19 protein-coding genes are annotated in these 18,776 nt (G+C 63.5%); 11 read left to right on the forward strand and 8 right to left on the reverse strand.

From position 1 onward, the window contains the following. The coding region (locus tag ACR80S_RS15210) for a transposase (RefSeq protein WP_435403720.1) at positions 1 to 189 on the forward strand (189 nt) is incomplete at its 5' end. 385 nt (positions 190 to 574) lie between these two features. Here ACR80S_RS15210 and ACR80S_RS15215 read toward each other — a convergent pair. From ACR80S_RS15215 to ACR80S_RS15235, 5 genes are all read right to left on the reverse strand, one after another. Beyond that, positions 575 to 1,480, reverse strand: a complete 906-nt coding sequence (locus ACR80S_RS15215) for an extracellular catalytic domain type 1 short-chain-length polyhydroxyalkanoate depolymerase (RefSeq protein WP_435403721.1) — start codon at positions 1,478 to 1,480, stop codon at positions 575 to 577. 392 nt (positions 1,481 to 1,872) lie between these two features. Beyond that, on the reverse strand, positions 1,873 to 1,998 hold the full coding sequence (locus ACR80S_RS15220; protein WP_435401668.1) for a hypothetical protein: 126 nt from the start codon (positions 1,996 to 1,998) through the stop codon (positions 1,873 to 1,875). 115 nt (positions 1,999 to 2,113) lie between these two features. Beyond that, a complete protein-coding gene (locus ACR80S_RS15225) occupies positions 2,114 to 2,968 on the reverse strand; it encodes an alpha/beta fold hydrolase (RefSeq protein WP_435403722.1) in 855 nt (284 codons plus the stop codon). Between the two features lie 20 nt (positions 2,969 to 2,988). After that, complete coding sequence (locus tag ACR80S_RS15230) at positions 2,989 to 3,330, reverse strand: SDR family NAD(P)-dependent oxidoreductase (protein ID WP_435403723.1); 342 nt, start codon at positions 3,328 to 3,330, stop codon at positions 2,989 to 2,991. A gap of 76 nt (positions 3,331 to 3,406) precedes the next feature. Then, positions 3,407 to 3,688 (reverse strand): DUF503 domain-containing protein, encoded by a 282-nt coding sequence (locus tag ACR80S_RS15235; protein WP_435401666.1) that lies wholly within the window; start codon positions 3,686 to 3,688, stop codon positions 3,407 to 3,409. A gap of 131 nt (positions 3,689 to 3,819) precedes the next feature. On the opposite strand from ACR80S_RS15235, the gene ACR80S_RS15240 reads away from it, so the two are divergent. From ACR80S_RS15240 to ACR80S_RS15280, 9 genes are all read left to right on the forward strand, one after another. Continuing rightward, positions 3,820 to 5,241 carry a CHAD domain-containing protein gene (locus tag ACR80S_RS15240; protein WP_435403724.1) on the forward strand — a complete coding sequence of 474 codons (1,422 nt, stop codon included), beginning with the start codon at positions 3,820 to 3,822 and terminating at the stop codon, positions 5,239 to 5,241. Between the two features lie 104 nt (positions 5,242 to 5,345). Continuing rightward, entirely contained in the window at positions 5,346 to 6,389 is a 1,044-nt protein-coding gene (locus ACR80S_RS15245) for a nucleoside monophosphate kinase (protein WP_435403725.1), read from the forward strand. Between the two features lie 175 nt (positions 6,390 to 6,564). After that, positions 6,565 to 7,383: an ion transporter gene (locus tag ACR80S_RS15250; protein WP_435403726.1), complete on the forward strand. Its 819-nt coding sequence runs from the start codon at positions 6,565 to 6,567 to the stop codon at positions 7,381 to 7,383. A gap of 107 nt (positions 7,384 to 7,490) precedes the next feature. Then, positions 7,491 to 8,321, forward strand: a complete 831-nt coding sequence (locus tag ACR80S_RS15255) for an SDR family oxidoreductase (RefSeq protein ID WP_435403727.1) — start codon at positions 7,491 to 7,493, stop codon at positions 8,319 to 8,321. Positions 8,322 to 8,383: 62 nt separating this feature from the next. After that, positions 8,384 to 8,734, forward strand: a complete 351-nt coding sequence (locus ACR80S_RS15260; RefSeq protein WP_435403728.1) for a DUF3147 family protein — start codon at positions 8,384 to 8,386, stop codon at positions 8,732 to 8,734. 328 nt (positions 8,735 to 9,062) lie between these two features. After that, positions 9,063 to 9,581 (forward strand): peroxiredoxin-like family protein, encoded by a 519-nt coding sequence (locus tag ACR80S_RS15265; protein ID WP_435403729.1) that lies wholly within the window; start codon positions 9,063 to 9,065, stop codon positions 9,579 to 9,581. Positions 9,582 to 9,881: 300 nt separating this feature from the next. Continuing rightward, positions 9,882 to 10,652, forward strand: a complete 771-nt coding sequence (locus ACR80S_RS15270) for a 3-hydroxybutyrate dehydrogenase (RefSeq protein ID WP_435403730.1) — start codon at positions 9,882 to 9,884, stop codon at positions 10,650 to 10,652. Positions 10,653 to 10,655: 3 nt separating this feature from the next. Further along, positions 10,656 to 11,399: an acetoacetate decarboxylase gene (locus ACR80S_RS15275; protein ID WP_435401658.1), complete on the forward strand. Its 744-nt coding sequence runs from the start codon at positions 10,656 to 10,658 to the stop codon at positions 11,397 to 11,399. A 44-nt stretch (positions 11,400 to 11,443) separates the two neighbouring features. Next, positions 11,444 to 12,490, forward strand: coding sequence for a patatin-like phospholipase family protein (locus ACR80S_RS15280; protein WP_435401657.1), 1,047 nt, complete (start codon positions 11,444 to 11,446; stop codon positions 12,488 to 12,490). Here the strand turns inward: ACR80S_RS15280 and ACR80S_RS15285 are convergent. After that, on the reverse strand, positions 12,478 to 15,783 hold the full coding sequence (locus ACR80S_RS15285; protein ID WP_435403731.1) for an AAA family ATPase: 3,306 nt from the start codon (positions 15,781 to 15,783) through the stop codon (positions 12,478 to 12,480). The two genes, ACR80S_RS15280 and ACR80S_RS15285, sit on opposite strands and share 13 nt — an antisense overlap. After that, entirely contained in the window at positions 15,780 to 17,075 is a 1,296-nt protein-coding gene (locus tag ACR80S_RS15290; protein ID WP_435403732.1) for an exonuclease SbcCD subunit D C-terminal domain-containing protein, read from the reverse strand. The genes ACR80S_RS15285 and ACR80S_RS15290 overlap by 4 nt, the downstream gene beginning before the upstream one ends. Before the next feature lie 93 nt (positions 17,076 to 17,168). Between ACR80S_RS15290 and nfi the strand changes: the two genes are divergently transcribed. Beyond that, positions 17,169 to 17,855 carry a deoxyribonuclease V gene (gene nfi, locus ACR80S_RS15295; protein WP_435401654.1) on the forward strand — a complete coding sequence of 229 codons (687 nt, stop codon included), beginning with the start codon at positions 17,169 to 17,171 and terminating at the stop codon, positions 17,853 to 17,855. Here nfi and ACR80S_RS15300 read toward each other — a convergent pair. Continuing rightward, complete coding sequence (locus ACR80S_RS15300) at positions 17,852 to 18,757, reverse strand: aldo/keto reductase (RefSeq protein ID WP_435401653.1); 906 nt, start codon at positions 18,755 to 18,757, stop codon at positions 17,852 to 17,854. The two genes, nfi and ACR80S_RS15300, sit on opposite strands and share 4 nt — an antisense overlap. Positions 18,758 to 18,776 lie beyond the last annotated feature (19 nt).

Here is an 18,776-nt window from a genome sequence, read left to right on the forward strand (position 1 = left end):
CGGCTGCGCCGTGTTTACCTCAAGCGAACCGCCTTCGCCCAAGCCCAGGTCAACACCATCCGCCTGAAGCTGCTGAAAATCGGCGCCGTCATCACCCGCAACACGCGGACCATCCGGTTGATGCTGAGCAGCCAGTACCCGGAGCAGGACCTCTTCCTGACGCTGGCCAGCAAGCTGGTGCCCGGATAGCGTCGCGGCGTGCTGTCCCCGGCACAGAAAAGACATGGGGGTTGGGGGAAGTGCGCCCTGAAGCCAAGAAATTGATCAAAAAGTAGCCAACCTCAAACCCAGAGCGCCATCATTCCCACCGAGCCTAGAATCTGGGTGTTTCTGACAGGCCCGGTGCAATATCCGGGCTAGCACTTTCCCTTGCCGGGCGTGCAGGGGACTCATCCGGGGCACCACACCCGGGAACAGCGCCAGTCAGGCGCTGCGCGCCATGCCGGGCGCACCAAAAAACAACCCTCGCGGGCGGCCTGGAGGGTTGTGCGCTAAGGGGAAAGGAAGCAACCGTTTCTAAGCTGTAATGGTTTTGATCCTGGGTGCTGGCGGGACACGTCCGACCACAGTTCCCCTACTGCGTAAGGCCCCAGAAATGCGCTATATGGCGGGTCGAAGAAATGCCGACTTCTAGCATATACTTGTCTTCTTCCCCGAGGCCCTCGTCCCCCTCGGCCATGATCGGCGTGCCGTGGCCCATTCCCTCGATGATGTATTCATCGATCACCTCCCGCTCGTCCGAGTTGCACCAGACCTGTCGGGTAAAACCATCGACCTCCTCCTCCCGTGTCGGTGGTCCTTCCACCTCGTGGATCTGCTGCCACTGCCGAACGATGGAATCAGCGTTGGAATTGTCGACGGTCGAATCGCTGCCGCCATGCCAGACCGAGATCGTTGGCCAAGGGCCGGCGAAAGTGGAGGCATCGCGCACAAGCGCGTCGAGCTTATTATCTGACGGGCCGCCATATCCCTTCATGCGAACCATCGCCTCCATCAAGTTGTCCGCGCTGCCGTAGGGGAGTCCGGCGATGATCGCGCCGCCTGCGAATACCTCCGGATAGGTCGCCAGCATCACGGATGTCATGGCACCCCCCGATGACATCCCCGTGATGAAGACGCGCGACGGGTCGATGGTGTAATCATCCACGACCTGCTCGATCATATGGCGAATAGAGAGTGGTTCACCGCCGCCACGGTCGGTGTCGCCAGACTTGAACCAGTTAAAGCTGCTAAGGGGGTTATTGGTTTTTCTTTGCTCCGGATACAGGAGCGCTATCCCGCATTCGTCGGCGAGTTCAGACCAGCCGGATCCACGATTATAGCTTTCCGCCGACTGAGTGCTGCCGTGCAGCACGACGACGAGCGGCCCGTTCTTCGGGAAGTTCTCCGGGATATAGATATCCGCATGCAACGACCCGGGATCGGTTCCGAATTTTTCCAAGTGCGTCAGCTGATTGTCGCTACCTGAAGAAGTTGGCATAGGACCTCCTTGCCAGTTACGTATAATGCATGATGCTGCCCGCAGAGAAAATCCGCTGTGTACAGCATCATGCAAAATAGATCGCTAGGTTGCCTCCGTCTGTTCGATAGCACTCAGACAGCGGTAGCGCTGTGCGATCCAAGGCTGGAGCGCGTTGTCGTAGTGGTGGATGTGGTCGATAACGACGCCAGTGCGGGTTAGCGTGCGGCGGATAATGGGCGGGAATTCAATCAGGATCGCCGTGACATGAGTCACGACAGCCAGCGCGCCCCCACTCGCTCCCACGTCAGCCCAGCGCGCAGCCGGCGATTGGAGCGTTCAAGGCGGCAGGTAGCCACCGGCAGGTTGCAGGTCCAGGGACGCCTCCCGGCCTTCCCGGCAGCGGACGGTTATTACCGGGTCGAGGTCGCCGATCCGACGGGCACGGTGTTGCGAGCCGGCACCCGTAGCTTCTGCGATTTGCACGCCTGGGTGTACTCGCGGTCAAATGTCGCCAGGCTGCGCTTCTGCTTGGTCATGAGTACCTCCATTGCCTCCATTGCCTCCATTATGAGGCTTATCGGGGTGCCCGCTCCAATTAGACCAGTTCAGGGTTCGCTGCCGGCTCGATATGATATCTGTCGGCATTGACCGTCATGGTGGCGTGCCGATTATCCGTTCCAGCTCATGGTTGAAGGCCTCAGGCTTGGCCATGTGCAGGAAGTGGTCTGACTCTTCGATGATCACGGCCCTGAACTCGGGCTGCAGTTGCCGGTTGGCCTCGATGTCGGTGGGCCACAGATCGGCGTTGATCGCCACCACCTGGATCGTCAGCTCCTCGAAATGCCGCTCCGCTTCCCCGTCGGCATGCCGCAACAGCATGTCATCCATGGCGCTGATGGCCACCTCCGGCGGAGCGGCCGCGATGTCGTGCATGACCCAGTCGCGTAGCTCCGAGTCAGTGCTCTCGATGAACATCGACGCCACGAACTGACTTGCGGCTGGCGCAAAGTCCTTCTGGAGCGGTTCCAGCATCTTGTTGTGCTGCTCCTGGCTGATCTCCGAGGCCAGGTGGTGAAAGGTATCGACACCCACGATGCCGATGACGCGTTCCGGCATCAGGCGTGTCGCTTCCACGCTGACCGGTCCGCCCATGGAGTGTCCGATGAGGATCGCGCGCTCCACTTCCAGATCCTCCATCACCGCCTTCACGTCCTCCCCGAAGGCCGGCATGGTATAGGCGTCACGGCCCAGCCCGGAGTGGCCGTGCCCCGCAAGGTCGAGCGTGATCACTCGATGATTCTGCGAAAAGTACGGGAGCTGCCCGCGCCAGTACCGCCCATCGCTGCTCCAGCCATGGATGAAGACGAGCGTGGGTTCGCCACTCCCCTGCACCTCGTAGGCAATCGGCACGCCGTCCGCCGAGTCGGTCATTCGCGGCCAGTTGACCTCGGCTGCCAGCGCCTGATTGGCCATCACCAACAACAGTGCCAGTCCCAGGTAACGCACGCCGTGTAACGCAACTCTCCTCATGACGCTCTCCTCGAGTTACCGTGCTTTCCGCAGCATAGACGAGTGAGAAAAAGGATATCCCCTTTTTGGGTGGAGGCGTCTGCGCCATAAGGCCATTGGGCCGAGCGTGAAGGGCGCCTTGCCCTCCTGGCTGGCCAGGCGGGCCTCCACCTTGCGGTAGGTGTCGGCAAGGCCTCCAGGCCCTCCTCGCGGTGCCTGGCCACGTCCGCCTCGGCGCGTGCCGTGGCGAAGACCCGCCAGCCTCGCGCCGCCATGGCATGGGCCGCGGCATGGCCGATGCCGCTCGAGCAGCCGGTGATCAGCAGGCTGCGCGGTGGGTTCGCTCTTGCATCCGACATTTTGTCTCCTCTCTATCTCCCGCAGGGCTTGTCGATCTCCGCAGGGCCTGTGTCAGGACGCCTTCATGGCGCTGCGCTACAGCAGCTCCCGAGTCGCCTCCATCACCCGCCCATCCACGGCGCGCTGGATCTTGTCCTCGATCTCGGCGAGCAGGGCCTCCACCTTGGGGATGCTGGTGGCGACCGACACGAAGGTCCACTCGCTGGCCTCCAGGCGATCGAGTTCGCCGCTCTCGCAGACCGCTACCGCCGGGTTGCGCCCGAAGCGCTCGTGCAGGCCGCCCATGCGCTGGCGCTTCTCCTTCAGCGACTGACAGCCGGGCAGCGAGATGTGCAGGGTGAGGATGCCGATATGCATTTGGGGCCCTTTAGTGCAGTTGACGTCCAGTGTTGCATGGCTGAGCTATACCACGAGGCCGATGCCACTGAGGAGAGGCGGGTCGAATTGGCCTAAGCTTGGCACCACACCTTGCGGCTCGGAGCGACCCCATGCGGCACCTCTTCTTGATGCGCCACGCCAAGGCGAAACAGGGCAGCGGCGACATGGCCGACCATCAGCGGCCACTGCGCAAGCGGGGCCGGCGCGAGGCGGCTGCCATGGCACTTCCCCTGCAGCGGTGGCAGGCCCTGGACGGTGAGCTTCACGTCAGCGGCGCCACGCGCACCCGGGAGACCCTTGACGAGATCGCTGGGCAGCTGCCCGAGCTCTCCCTGACCGAACGGGCATTCGTCGACGAGGCCCTCTTCACCTTTGATGGCCAGGTGCTGTTCGCCTGGTTGAAGGCGCTGCCGGACGAGACCAAAAGGGTACTGGTGATCGGTCACAACCCGGCGCTGCTGGAGTTGGCCCACTGGCTCTGCGCCGAGGCGCCTGCGTCGCTGCCCACCGGCGGCGCGCTGCACCTCACTCTGCCGGTGACCACGTCCTGGTCGGCAGTGGGGGAGCATGGGGCCATGCTGGCGGCCAGCCTGGCCCCGGAGGAGGCCAGCCATGCACTCTTCCAGCGCCAGGAGCCCGAGCCCCCTGACCTGATCAAGGCCGGTCTGAACCAGCGGATCCTTGGCCTGCTTGGCCACCAGTACCTCCTGGTCAGGGCCCTGGAGCCCGGGGTGATCGCCGGCGCCGATCCCGAGTTCCTGCACCAGTACCGCGTCAACCTGCGCCGCAGCCGGGCGATCGGCGAATCCGCGCTGGCCACCGCCCAGAAGCCTGTCGGTAAAAAGAAGTCCGCAGGTAAACGGGCGCTCGAACGGAAAAAGATGCCCGGCTTCAAGAAACGGCTGAAGCGGCTCAAGCGTCGAGCCCAGGCCACCAGCGACCTGCGCGACCTGGACGTCTTCCTGGAGAGTCTGAACAAGACCCCGCCACCGCTCTCGACGCGGAGCCGCCGGGCCCTGAAGCACTGGCTGCAGGCACGCCATCACGAACAGCACGAGGCGCTGTGCCAGCAGCTCGGCGATGCCGATTACACCAAGGAGATGCTGGCCTGGCAGGCCTTTCTCAGCTCCAGGGGGTTTCGGCAGTCCCTGCGCAAGCTCTCGTCGAAGCGCATTGAGAAGGTGTTGGCCGAGCGAATCGCCAGGCACGACCGTGACCTGGCCGAGCTCTCTTCCGAAGCCGCCGATGAGGCCTTTCACGACCTGCGCAAGAGCGTGAAGCGCATCCGCTACCTGGCCGAGTTGGAGCCGAAGCGCCACCGCGCCTTTCTGACCGGATTGAAACACCGTCAGACCCTGCTGGGTGACTTCCAGGATCGGTGCACCCGCCAGGTATGGATCGGTACCTTTGCCGCCGGCTCACGCAACGCACCCAGGCGTCAGGAAGAGTGCGAGGCCTGGCGCTCCGCGCTCGAGAAGGAGAAGCTGGCGCTGCGTGGGGAGGTCATGGCGCTGGCGCCGTTGGCCTACTGACGGCCGGCGTGAGAGATATCGCGGGCAGCCCGTAGTATGGTAAATGCCTTTCATTTCTGGGGGTTTCCCCTCCATTCACACGTCAATCGACCATGAGAATGCCCATGACCGAAACCGCAGAATTCATGCCCAACACCCTGTATATCGAAGTATCCGGATCCGGCCTGCCGGAGGTCGATGGCCTCTACGTGCCTTCCGAGGCGCCTCCCGCCAAATCCGAATCGGGCGTGGTCTCCAGCCCCGGCTACTGGAACGGCAAGATGGCCTGGGATCGTGCCGATGGCAAGGCGGCCAGAAGCCCCGCCATTTCCTACTCCAATAGCTACGCCTCCTGGCGTATCTGCCGCCTGGACGGACATCTCGCCTACGAATTGACCTGCGATGATGAATTGCCGCCCACGGATCGCGAGTGGAACGTCTACAAGATGGGGGTTGCCCCGGGTCCCAGGGTGGTGATCCACCACTGTGACCCGCGAGAACCTTGCCCGGAACCCAATGTCGTCTATGTGCTCGGTGGCCCCGGGGCTGGCAAGGGCACCATGTGTGAACTCGCGGAACTTCAGCTGGGCTGGACGCATCTCTCCACGGGTGATCTGCTGCGTGCAGAGCAGAAGGCTGGAGGTCCCACGACCGAGGTCATCAAGGAATACATCGCCGCCGGCAAGCTGGTGCCCAACGAGATCGTGGTTCGTCTGCTCAAGGACGCCATGGAACGGACCACTCGGACCACCGGCAAGAGAAACTTCCTGATCGATGGCTTTCCCCGTTCGCTGTCCAACCTGGAGGCATGGTACGAGGTCTTCGGCAGGGAGGCAGAGCTGCCCACCATGCTGTACTTCGAATGTCCCTTTGAGGTTCTCGAGCAGCGCATCATGGGCCGTGCCAGGTACTCGGGTCGGGCCGATGACAACGTCGAGGCCATGAAACTCAGGTTTGATACCTTCAAGGCCGAAACGCTGCCAACGGTTGAGCTGTTCAAGAGCAAGGGAAAGTGCGTTGAAATCGACACCAGCCAGGGCCGCGAAGCCGTGTATGCGCTGCTTCGGGATCAACTCGCCCAGTACACCGACAAGCATCTTATGGATCAACCGCTTACCGAGAAATCCGAGACCCTTCTTGGCCTTAGGCCCTATCCGAAAGACGAGTGAGTGGTCGGCTTCACTGCCTGCCTCGGGCATGCCGTCGCCGTTGGTCTGGGCCGAGCGCCCATCTCTGGTTTATCGACAGCGGCAGGGACGCATCATGGCAGTTACCAACCGATACTGTATGAAAACGTGCCGGCCGCCATGCTTAGCATTTCGGTAGGTTGGGGAGGGGCGCTCGATGAGCGAAAATTCTGACGAAAAAACCGCGGACGAGGAGGAGCTCGAACGAGAGCGATACCAGCTGCTCCAGCGTCTGGAGGGCTGGCTGGAAACGCCAATGCTCGTTCTCGCGTTCGTGTGGTTGGCGCTGTTGGTCGTGGAGTTGATCTGGGGCGAGAGCCGGTTGTTCTATTATCTCGGAACGACTATCTGGGTCGTCTTCATTGTCGATTTTTCTGTGAAGTTGTTGCTGGTCCCGGATAGGGTTGGTTATCTCAAGGGTAACTGGCTGACCGCTATTTCGCTGCTGATCCCCGCGCTGCGAATCTTCCGCGTCTTCCGGACATTTCGGCTACTCCGCCTGGCCAGGACGGGGCGTGGGTTGCGGCTGTTTCGCGTCGTCAGTTCGTTGAATCGCGGGATGAAGGCGCTGGGTGCGAGCCTGAGCCGACGGGGCTTCGGGTACGTGATCGCCCTCACCCTTCTGGTCACCTTCGCCGGTGCGGCGGGGATGTACGCGTTCGAGAGCGAGGTGCCCGGCGGCCCGGACAGCTACGGCGAGTCGCTGTGGTGGACCGCGATGATCATGACGACGATGGGCTCGCAGTACTGGCCTCAGACGGGGGAGGGGCGTGTGCTGTGCGTCTTACTGGCGCTCTACGCCTTCGGTATCTTCGGCTACGTGACAGCGGCGCTTGCCACCTTCTTCGTCGGCCGTGACGCCGATAGTATCGATGCCGAATTGGCGGGGGCCAGACAGTTGGACCTGCTCCGGAATGAGGTGATCGCCTTGCGCGATGAGATCCGCGCCCTGACGCGACTGCCGCCACCGTCGTGAAATGTGCACGCTCAACAGTTAGGGACGGCTACACTTGTGGCCGACGAACACGGCTCGGAGCTCATGAATATAAAGAAAGAATCCATTAGCCGGAAGAGGATCTTGTCATGAATAAGACCGTCTTGATCACAGGTGCAACATCGGGCATGGGCAAGGCAACAGCGCTGCTGCTTGCCCAGCATGGCTACAGCGTTTACGCGGGCGTGAGAAACAGCAGTCAGGAACTGATGGAGGAGGCTGAAAAGCTCGGTGTCCAACTTAATGCAGTGACGCTTGATGTACAGGATACGACATCTATTCAGGCAGCAGTCCAGCATGTCATGGACAAGGAAGGGAAGATCGATGCCCTGGTGAATAATGCGGGATTCGGCCTTCTGGCGACGTTGGAAGAAGGGACTGATGAGGAAATATTCAAGCAATTTGATGTGAATGTGTTTGGTCTGATAAAGATGACCAGGGAGGTCCTGCCACATATGCGGGAAGCGAGAAGTGGCGTTATTATCAATATTTCTTCCTTCCTGGGCAAGATGGGACTCCCCCTGCTGTCCCACTATAATGCCAGCAAATATGCTGTCGAAGGTATTACCGATTCCTTGAGGTTCGAGGTTGCTCCTTTTGGTATAAGAGTGCATTCAATTCTTGCCGGATTGTTCGGGACAAACTTCGTGAAAAAAGGGCTTGTCGCCAATAGCAAAACAACCGCCGACAGCTCTCCCTATAGGGGATTGGTGTCTCATTTTGTGCCGATTGTTGCCAAGGCAATCAATGAAGGGCCTGATCCGCTTCCTATAGCTCAAGCCGTGAAACATGTCATTGAAGATGATGATAGTGATATTGCCATTGAGGTTGGCAAGGAGGCAGAGCAGTTCGTGCCAATGCGTAAGCGCATGGATGACAAGACGTTCGAAGAGAAGGTAAAGGAGACCTTTGGATTGTAGGGAGTGTGTCAGCCGTAACGAAAGTCTATCGGGCACATCCCTGCTCCCGGAGGTGGAATCACTTGGTTTATTACATCACGAAAGTGGCGATAACCGCTGTCCTGGTGGTGCTGATAGCGGAGATCTCCAAGCGCAGCTCCTTTGTCGGCGCTGTGCTTGCGTCGATTCCGCTGACGTCCGTCCTGGCCATGCTCTGGCTCTACATCGATACGGGCGATAGTGGGAAGGTCAGCGAGCTTTCCGGTAGCGTGTTCTGGCTGGTTTTGCCCTCCCTGGCGTTGTTCATTGCGCTGCCTCTGCTGTTGGCGAAGGGAGTCAACTTCTACCTTGGGCTCGCGGGTTCGATCGGGATCACCGCCATCTGCTACTGGCTGATGGTGACGGTTCTGCATCACGTTGGCATCGAGCTTTGATGCGGTGTCGGGTGGTAAAAATTTAAGGTGTACCTAATTGTTCCACTCGGCTGGCAGGCAAGTACTACGTTGCAGCTTCGACATCGGTACATTCCGCCGGTCGGATGAGAGGAAGTTGGCAACAGCCTCTGCCTGACAAGGTGCGAGAATTGCACCGTCCAGTTCCCGGTGCGGCCGCTTTAAAACTATCCAATTCCGCTTTGCGTTCTGTGCGGTAGCGCACAGATCCGGCTATCCCCGTCTCTCAAACTGATTGCGCAGGTTCCTGCCAATGTGTGGTGATCGGGCCATATTGGCAGGCTGGTGCAGCGCAAACAGGGTTTGAGTCATGTCAATACAGATAAAAATAGATACGTTATTTCCGGATTTTTTCTTGCAAACCGTCGGTGGCGAGGCATTGGTGCCTGGTCGGCCGCCCCCGGGGAAGTGGCGAATGCTGGTCATTTACCGCGGTTTGCATTGTCCCATCTGTAAAAAATATCTAAGCCAAGTCAATGGCATGAATCCAGACTTTGAAAAAATGAACGTTGAGGTCATCGCGGTATCCACCGACCCTGAGGAGAAGGCTGAAAAATTCGCCTCTGAATTGGGTCTGAATTTCAAGGTAGCCTATGGCCTTAGTACCGATCAGGCGTGGGATTTGGGGCTGTATATTTCTACCCCATTGGATGAGGCGGAAACCGATCAATCTTTTGCCGAGCCCGGTTTATTTTTCCTCCGACCAGATGGCAGGCTGCATTTCGCTGAAATCTCCAGCGCCCCTTTCTGTCGTCCCGATCTGGAGACGATCAAGAAGGGAATTGGCATTATTCAGGAAAAGGACTACCCACCACGTGGTATTGGATAAATAACGATAGGCCCCGCTTGGGATGGCTAAGCCGGCATCCGGCCTGCCATGCGCAGTGTGGACATCCATGGGATGGGCCCACTCAAGTGGGCCCTGATCTCTTGACCACCCGGCATGGAGTCTACATTCAGACCAAGTTGTCATAAGGCGCCAGGCTGCTCATTCCAAACATGTTGGTATAGGTAATCAATAGTACCCATGCACGTCATGCGAGTGTGGTTTGGCGAGCTGATATTATCGGCCCTTTGCACTTGCAGATGGTCGGTTCATTACTTCAGAAGACGTAAAGGTGAAACGACCATGAAACTTGACAGCAAGGTTTGCGTCATTACTGGTGGCGCCAGTGGCCTCGGCCTCGAAATCGCAAAATACTTCGCCGCTGCAGGCGGCAAGGTGACGATCGCCGACATCGATATTGACGCGGCGAACAAGGCTGCAAAATCACTCGGCGAAGGGCATATGGGTGTCGACATGGATGTGACCGACCCGGACGCCGTCCAACAGGGTATCGACAAGGTGATCGAGACATATGGACGCGTGGACGTTCTGTTGTCCAACGCTGGCATTCAGATGGTCAAACGGGTCGAGGAATTTACCTTCGACGAGTGGCGCAAGGTTGTGTCGATCCATCTCGACGGTGCCTTCCTGACGTCCAAGGCCGTGCTGCCACAGATGTACGCACAGGGGTCGGGCACGATCCTCTACATGGGCTCGGTCCATTCTCAGGAGGCGTCCGCCCTCAAGGCGCCCTACGTCTCGGCCAAGCATGCCCTTATGGGCCTGGCACGGACGATTGCCAAGGAAGGTGGCGACAAGGGTGTGCGCACCAACGTGATCTGTCCCGGCTTCGTCAAGACGCCGCTGGTGGAGAAGCAGATTCCCGAACAGGCCAAAGATCTCGGTATCTCGGAGGAGGACGTCGTCAACAAGGTGATGTTGGGCGAGACCGTGGACAAGGAATTCACCACGGTCGAGGATGTGGCGCATACCGCATTGTTCCTCGCCACCTTTCCAAGCAATGCGCTGACCGGCCAGAGCATTGTGGTCAGCCATGGCTGGCGGATGGACTGAGTCATGAACAAGGAAGACATCCTGTCACTCTCCGGCATGCCGCCGGGAAATCCAAGCTATCCCCACGGCCCCTACCGCTTCATCGACCGGCAATATTTCAACATCATCTATGCGACCGACCCCGAGGCGATCCGCAACATGGTGCCCGAGCCGCTGGAACCCGATGGTTCTGGCACGGTGGTCTATGAGTGGATTGCGATGCCCGACAGCTCTGGTTTCGGCGCTTATGAGGAATCAGGCATCGTCATCCCCTGCACGCTGGACGGCAAGGCGGTCAACTACACCGCGATGATGTTTCTGAACATCGAGCCGCCGATCACCGCCGGGCGCGAGATCTGGGGGTTCCCCAAGCGCTGGGGTGAGCCTTCCCTGCGGGTCGAGAAGGATACGCTGACCGGCACTCTCTCCTATGCCGGCCAGCGGGTGGCCATGGGCACGATGGTCTACAAGCACGACACCGCCAGTGACGACCCCGATGAATGCGCGGGCAAACTTGGCAAGACTGCCGTGAACCTGAAGCTGATCCCCTGCGTCACCGGCGGGCCTCGGATCGCCGAACTCGTAGCGTTCGAGATGACGGACATCACTGTCAAGGGTTTCTGGCGCGGGCGGGCGCGGTTACATCTGGTGCCGCACGTCAACGCGCCGGTGGCCGACCTGCCGGTGCGACGGATCGTCGAGGGCCAGCACATCATCGCCGACCTGTCGCTGCCCTACGGGCGTGTCGTGCACGACTATCTGGCCTGAGTATCTCGTGGTCAGCGCCTCCACAATTGGAAAGGACCTATCCCATGGCACAGAAACCGAAACTCGTTAACCTCGCCTTGCAGGGCGGAGGCTCCCATGGCGCTTTCACCTGGGGGGTGCTGGATCGGATCCTGGAAGATGGCCGATTGCAGATCGCCGGTGTCTCGGGCGCATCGGCCGGGGCAATGAACGCCGTGGCGCTGGCGGATGGTTTCACCCGCGACGGCCCAGAGGGCGCTCGCGCCGCACTCGCCGATTTCTGGCGCGCCATGAGCGATGGTGCAAAGAACAGTCCGCTGAAACGCATGCCGATCGACGTGCTGATGGATAATTGGGGGCTGGAGAACAACCCCATGTATCACGCCATTGATGCGATGTCGCGCGTGGCCTCGCCCTATCAGCTCAACCCCATGGATATCAATCCGCTGCGTGATCTGGTGGAGGCGAGCATCGATTTTGACATGGTGCGCAAATGCAACGCTTTCAAACTCTTCATCTCCGCTACCAATGTGGAAAGCGGCACGGTCAAGGTTTTCCCGCGGGAGACGTTGACCGCGGACATGGTGATGGCCTCGGCTTGCTTGCCTCAACTCTACCAGGCGGTGGAGATCGACGGCGTACCCTACTGGGATGGCGGCTACATGGGCAATCCGTCGCTGTTTCCGTTCCACGGCAAGACCGGCACCGACGACATCGTGGTGATCCAGGTCAACCCGATCGAGCGTAAGGGGGCGCCAAGCACGCCTCAGGAGATCCAGAACCGGATGAACGAGATCAGCTTCAACGGCAGCCTGCTCAAGGAGCTACGAGGCATCGATTTCGTTGACCGGTTGATCCGTGAGGGCAAGTTATCGGAGGACGAATATCGACAGGTGCGTGTGCACATCATCGAGAACCAGGCGGAGCTGAAACCCCTGGGTGCCTCGTCGAAGATGAACGTGGAGTGGGCGTTCCTGACCAAACTCCGCGATATGGGCCGCGACACTGCCACGCGTTGGCTGGACGAGAATTTCGCTGCCATCGGCGAGCGTTCAACCGTCGACTTGCATGCGATGTTCCAGGGTACTGGGGCTGAACATCAGGGTGGATAAGCCAACCTAATCCGGCTCGTGCCATTGCCCAGCGGTTCTACCTGGATCTGCACCGGGATGCGTTCGTGCATCTCCTGCACATGGGAGATCACGCCCACGCGGCGGCCCAGGGCCTGCAGGCCATCCAGGGCCTCCATGGCGAGTGCCAGGGACTGTGGGTCGAGGCTGCCGAAGCCCTCGTCGATAAATAGCGATTCGATGGTGAGCTCCCCCGAGGCCATCGATGCCAGCCCCAGGGCCAGGGCCAGGGAGACCAGGAAGGTCTCGCCGCCGGAGAGGGAATGCACCGAGCGGCGCTCATCGCCCATGTCATGATCCACCACCAGCAGGCCCAGTGGTGATCCACCCCGCGCCAGGCGGTAGCGCCGGCTGAGACCGGATAGGTGGGCGTTGGCGTGCTCCAGCAGCTGCTCCAGGTTGTAGGCCTGGGCGATGCGCCGGAACACCTTGCCGTCGGCGGAGCCGATCAGCTCGCTGATTCCGCCCCACCGGCGATGCTCGACGCGTGCCGCCTCCAGTTTGCTCTGGCCGGCCTGCTGGCGCCGGCGTCGTCGCTCGTCGTCGCTCAGGGCGAAGGCGGCGGTGTCGCGGGCTTTCTGGGCTTCATCCAGCCGCGGGGTCAGCTCGGCGTAGGCCTCGGCCAGGGCGGCCTGGCGGCGCTGCAGGGCATCGGCCACGGCCTTTTCCAGCAGTGCCTCATCCTCGTCGTCGTCGATCAGTTCCTGGCCGCGGCGGTGGCGCAGCAGGGCGTCGCGTCGCTCGGCGAGGGTGGCGGCGGCGCGCTGACGGGTCTGGTCGGCCTCCTCGAGCCGCTTCTCCTCCTCGATGGCCTCGTCGTCGCTCTGGGCCAGCAGGCGGTGGAGGGTGGCATCACTCAGTTCGGGATGATACCCACGCCATTCGGCGAGGGAGCGGGCTAGCTCGTCGTGCTCCTGCTGCAGGGCGGTGAGCTGTTCCTCCAGATGCGCCAGTTGCTGGGCCAGGCGCTGCTGCTCGCGTTCGGCGTCGTGTCGGCGGGTGAGGGCGGCATCCTGGGCCTGGCGGGCTTGCGTCTCGGTGCGGTCTAGCCACTGCTGCCAGGCCTCCGGCGTGGGGTGGTCGCCGAGCAGGGCACACAGGGCGTTGGCAGTATCATCGTGCTGGCGCTGCAGGTCGGGGCGGCGCTCGTCCAGCTCAGCCAGCCGCGCCTCGGCGCTGGCTTTCTCGGTGATCAGGCGGGTGAGTACCAGCTCCCCCTGGCGCAGCGATGCCTCCAGCGGGGCGAGTTCGGCTTCGGCGCGCTGGAGCATCTCCAGGCTGGTTTGGTGGGCGCTGCGTTCATCGAGGCGGCGCTGGCGCTGCTGGTTCAGCCAGGTGTCTCGCTCGTCCACCGCCACCTCGGTCAGCGCTGGGTGCAGTGGCTGGGCCTCGAGCGCCTGGCGAGCGGATTCCCGCCGCCCCTGGACGGTCGGCTGTTCTTCGTTCAGTTGCTGTCGGGTGTCCCGGGCAAGCGTGTACTGCGCCTGTAGCGCCTGGTGATCGTTCAGCGCCTGTTCATAGGCCTCGCGGGCGGCGGTGAGTTCGCGCTCTTCCGCTTCCCGCTGGGCGACGAGCTGGGCCACCTCGGGGCTGGCGGGCGGGTGCTGGCGCCAGGGGTGGTCCAGGCCTCCGCAGACTGGGCAAGGTTCGCCTTCCGTAAGGCCGTCGCGCAGCATTGCCACGCTCTCGCTCCTGGCGGCGCGGGCGCGCTCGATAAAGGCCGAGAGGCTCTCGAGGTGGGCCTGGCGCTCCTCCAGGTGCCGGCGGGCGGCCTGTCCCTCGCGGGTCAGGCTCGCCAGGCGCTCATTGACCCGGGCGAGGCGCGTCTCGTGCTGCCGGTGGGCCTGCTCGGCCTGGTGGAAGTCGCGCCAGGCGGCCTGCAACTCACCCAGCGACAGCTGGCGGGCGGCGGCCAGGTCGTGGGCCTGCTGGATGGCCTGGCGGGCGGCGTGGTGGTGGGAGTGCTCACCCACCAGCTCGGCCAGGGTGGCCTGCCATTGGCGCTGCTGCTCGAGCCGCTGCCGCTGTGCCGCGTGCTGCTGGCGGTGTTCTTCGCCTTGCTTTCTCGCCTGTTCACGGGCGCGCTGTTGCTCGGCCTCGAGCTCGCCCAGCTCGCGCTTGCGCTGGGCCAGGGCATGATGAAGCTCGCGGGCCTGGTTGAGGGCGGGCTCCGCCCGGCGGCGCGCGGCGCTGGCCGCTTCCAGAGCCTCACTGGCCTTGCGGTGGGCAGCGGTGGCGTTATTGGTCTGCTGCTGTGCCTCGACCCGGCCCTTCCGGGTGGTGTCGCGGGTGCATTCGGCCGCTTCGATCAACCTGGGCAGGCGGGTCTGTCGGGCGAGATCCTGGTGGCGGGGACCAATCAGCCGGCGCCAGTCGCGGTCGGCGCGCCGCCCGGCCAAGGACTGCCAATCGGCTTCGGCGGCCTGCTGCCTTGTTACCCCGTCAGCATGGGCATCGCGCAGGCGGGCATCGTCATCGTGCCAGCGTTGCTGCGCCTTGAGCGATTCCGCCTGGGTCTGCAGGTGCGCGAGGGCTTCCCGGGTGGCCTCGGCGGCCCGCTCCAGTTCGGCGCGGGCTTCGGACTCGGCGGGCAGGTCGTCGGCGAGCTTCGTTTCCAGGGCATCGACCGCCTTTCTTGCCTCGTTGGCGCGCCGATAGGCGGCCACGGAGATCTCGGAATACTCGCTGGTGCCGGTGAGTCGCTCCAGCAGGTCGCTCCTGGCGTTGTCGTCGGCCTGCAGGAAGGCGGCGAACTCGCTCTGGGCGAGCAGCACGGCACGGGTGAACTGGTCGAAGCTGAGCCCGAGCCGCTCCGGTAGCAGACGGTCGAACTCGCGCTTCTGAGCGGTGAGCAGGCGTTCGTCGTCGAGGTCGGTGAGCGATTGCTCCACCCCCTGCAGGCGGCCAGTGGCCTTCTCCCGGGCGCGGCGCGCGGCCCAGCGGGCGCGGTAGCGGCGCCCGTCGCGGCCCAGGAAGTCCACCTCGGCGTAGCCGCTGGCGGTGCCGCGGCGCAGCAGGGTGCGCGCATCGCTGGTGGTGAGCTTGGAGTCCGGGGTGTCGTCGATCTGGCTGTCGCGGGCCGGCGCCTGGCGCAGCCTGGGGGTGCTGCCGTAGAGCGCCAGGCACAGGGCGTCGAGCAGGGTGCTCTTGCCTGCCCCCGTGGGTCCGGTGATGGCGAAGAGGCCGGCATCACTGAGCGGCGGCGCGGTGAAGTCGAGTTCGAGCGGTCCGGGCAGGGAGGCGAGGTTCTCCAGGCGCAGGGCGAGAATCTTCATGGGCGGGCATCCCGGGCGCTCGCATCACTGTCATCGGCGTCAAGCACCTCCTGGCGCAGCGTGTCGAAGTCGGCCAGCACCTCGTCGCCCGGCGGCTCGCCCCAGCGCGACGCCCAGGTGAGTTCGAAGAGCCGGCGCGGGCCAAGGGTCTCGAGATCCACTCGCGCCGGCGACGCGCCGTCCTCCCCCTTCGGCAGACGGCGCTCCAGGCGCAGCAGGCGCAGGGCCTTGTCCTTGAGGGCGGCCTCCACCCGGGCGCGCAGGTCGGGGATCGGGGCGTCGAGCTCCACGCGCACCTCCAGCCAGGGCCACCGCTCCCTTGGCAGCGCTGGGTCGTCCTGCAGGGCCTCGAGCGCGGCGAGCGCCTCGTCCAGGGGAGCGGGGCCGATGCGGTGCATGGCCACCGGGCGCGGCACGGGTATCGCCGTGGTGTCGACCAGCGCCTCGCCCTCGAGGATTACCTCTACCACCTGGTGGGGATAGGCCACCTCGCTGAAGTCCAGCGGCAAGGGGCTGCCGCTGTAGCGGATGCGCGACTCGCCAACCTGTTGGGCGCGGTGCAGGTGGCCCAGCGCCACGTAGGCAATCTCCGGCGGGAAGAGGGCGGCGGAGATCGACTCCTCGCCGCCGATAACGATGGGTCGCTCACTGGCCTCGGAGACCGATGCCCCGTGCAGGTGGGCGTGGCTCATGGCCACCAGGGCCTGGCCAGGCTCGCGACGCTCGCGGGCGGCCTTGATGAGCTGGCGATGCACCCGGCTGATACCGGCGACGTAGCCGTTGCGTGGCGTGTCGCTGGGCGGGATGTCGCCGGCGTCGTCACGACTCCCCAGCGCCGAGCCGGTCACCTCGGCGGGGCGCAGGAAGGGTAGCGCCAGGCACCAGGCGCGCGTCTCGCCCTCGGCGTCGGTGAGCGGCACCAGCAGGCGCTCGGTGTCCAGGGTGCCGTCGTCCAGCCAGTTCACCCGCCCCAGGGCGTGGGTGCGCAGGCGGCGCATCAGGGGGGCGGGCAGCTCGATGCGGTTGCCGCTGTCGTGGTTGCCGGCGATCAGTACGATATCCAGGCTCGGCAGCCGTTCGTGGGCGGCGACGATGAAGTCATAGAGCAGCTCCTGGGCGCGCAGTGAGGGGTTGACCACGTCGAAGAGGTCGCCGGCCACCAGCAGGGCATCGGCTTGGCGTTCGAGGAGATTGTCGAGCAGCCAGGCGAGGAAGGCGCGATGCTCGGCATGGCGTTCCTGGCCGTGGAAGCTCTGGCCGAGGTGCCAGTCGGCGGTATGGATCAGCTTCATGTGGTCTCCTTGTCCCCCTGACCAGGCCCTTCACAGCCTGCGTCCCGGGGGCGATAGTCTACGCGACTGGAAAGCGGCTGTTCAGGAGTCCTCATGCCTAATACCCCCCTTCACGACTGGAATCTCGCGCCCCGGGAGGCCATCGCCCTGCAGAAGCGCCTGGCCGGGCGGGTGGAGCGTGCGGATCGCCTCGACCCGTTGCACCGCATCGCCGGGGTAGATATCGGCTTCGAGCAGGGAGGCGAGATCACCCGAGCAGCGGTGGTGGTGCTGGCCTGGCCGCCGGGGGAATCGAACGAGTTTGAGGTGGTGGAACGGGTGGTGCATCGCGAACCCACGCGGATGCCCTATATCCCAGGGCTGTTGTCGTTTCGCGAGGTGCCGGCGGCGCTGGCCGCCTTCGAGAAGCTGACCCTCCGCCCCGAGCTGGTGATGGTGGACGGCCAGGGCATCGCCCATCCGCGCAGGCTCGGGGTGGCGTCTCATCTTGGGCTGTGGCTCGACCTGCCGACCATTGGCGTGGCCAAGTCGCGGCTCTGTGGGCGGAACGAAGAGCCGGGGCCGGCCAGGGGCGATTGGACGCCGCTCACCGACGGGCCGGATAACGAGGTGATCGGCGCGGTGCTGCGCTCGCGGGAGAAGGTAAAGCCGATCTTCGTCTCGCCGGGGCATCGCGTGACGCTTGCCACGGCGCTGGACTGGGTAGTGCGTTGCCTCGGGCGAACCAAGCTGCCGGAGCCGACCCGTCTGGCCGATCGGCTCGCGTCACGCAGGTGCTAGACGATATCCAGCGGTGTCTTGCGGCCGGGTGCCGGAAAGGCGTCGTCGAGGCGGGTCAGCGCCTCGTCCGGCAACGGGATCGACAGCGCCCCGGCGTTCTGCTCGACGTGCTCCAGGCGGGTGGCCTTGGGGATGGCGATGACATCGCGACATCCGTTGATGGGACGGACCGCCCAGGCCAGCAGCAGTTGGGTGGGGGTGATGCCGAGCGACGAGGCGATCTCGAGTACCTCGGGGTGGGTGAGCAGCCCCCGGCGAAGCTGGCCCGCCTGGGCCAGCGGGCAATAGGCCATGGTGGGAAAGCCGTGCTCGCGTTGCCAGGGGAGCAGGGCGTGCTCGATGCCCCGGGAGCCCAGGTGGTAGAGCACCTGGTTGACGGCGCAGGCCTCGCCGCCGGGCAGGGCGTTGAGCTCGGCCATCTCGTCCACGTCGAAGTTGGAGACCCCGAAACGGCGGACCTTGCCCGCTTCGCGCAGCCGCTCGAAGGCTTCCAATGTCTCTTCCAGAGGGATGCTGCCCGGCCAGTGCAGCAGGTAGAGGTCCAGGTGATCAGTCTTCAGGCGCCTAAGGCTCGCCTCGCAGGCGGCGATGGCCGAGTCGCGCCCGGCGTTCCAGGGGTAGACCTTGGAGACCAGGAAGGCCTCGTCGCGCCGGCCCAGCAGCGCTTCGCCCACGACCTCCTCAGCGCCGCCATCGGCATACATCTCGGCGGTGTCGATCAGCGTCAGGCCCAGGTCCAGGCCTAGCTGCAGGGCGTGTACCTCGTCCTGGCGTGGGGCGGGTCTCTCGCCCATGTGCCAGGTGCCCTGGCCGATGGCAGGGAGCTCGACGGCGGGCTCATGGGCGGTGGCGGGCAGGGTGACGGTAGATGGCGCGGCAGAGGGCAGTGGGACGGCGGGCATGGGGACTCCTTGGCGGCTG

This window comes from Halomonas salsilacus, assembly GCF_051216275.1.
Classification (GTDB): Bacteria; Pseudomonadota; Gammaproteobacteria; order Pseudomonadales; family Halomonadaceae; genus Halomonas.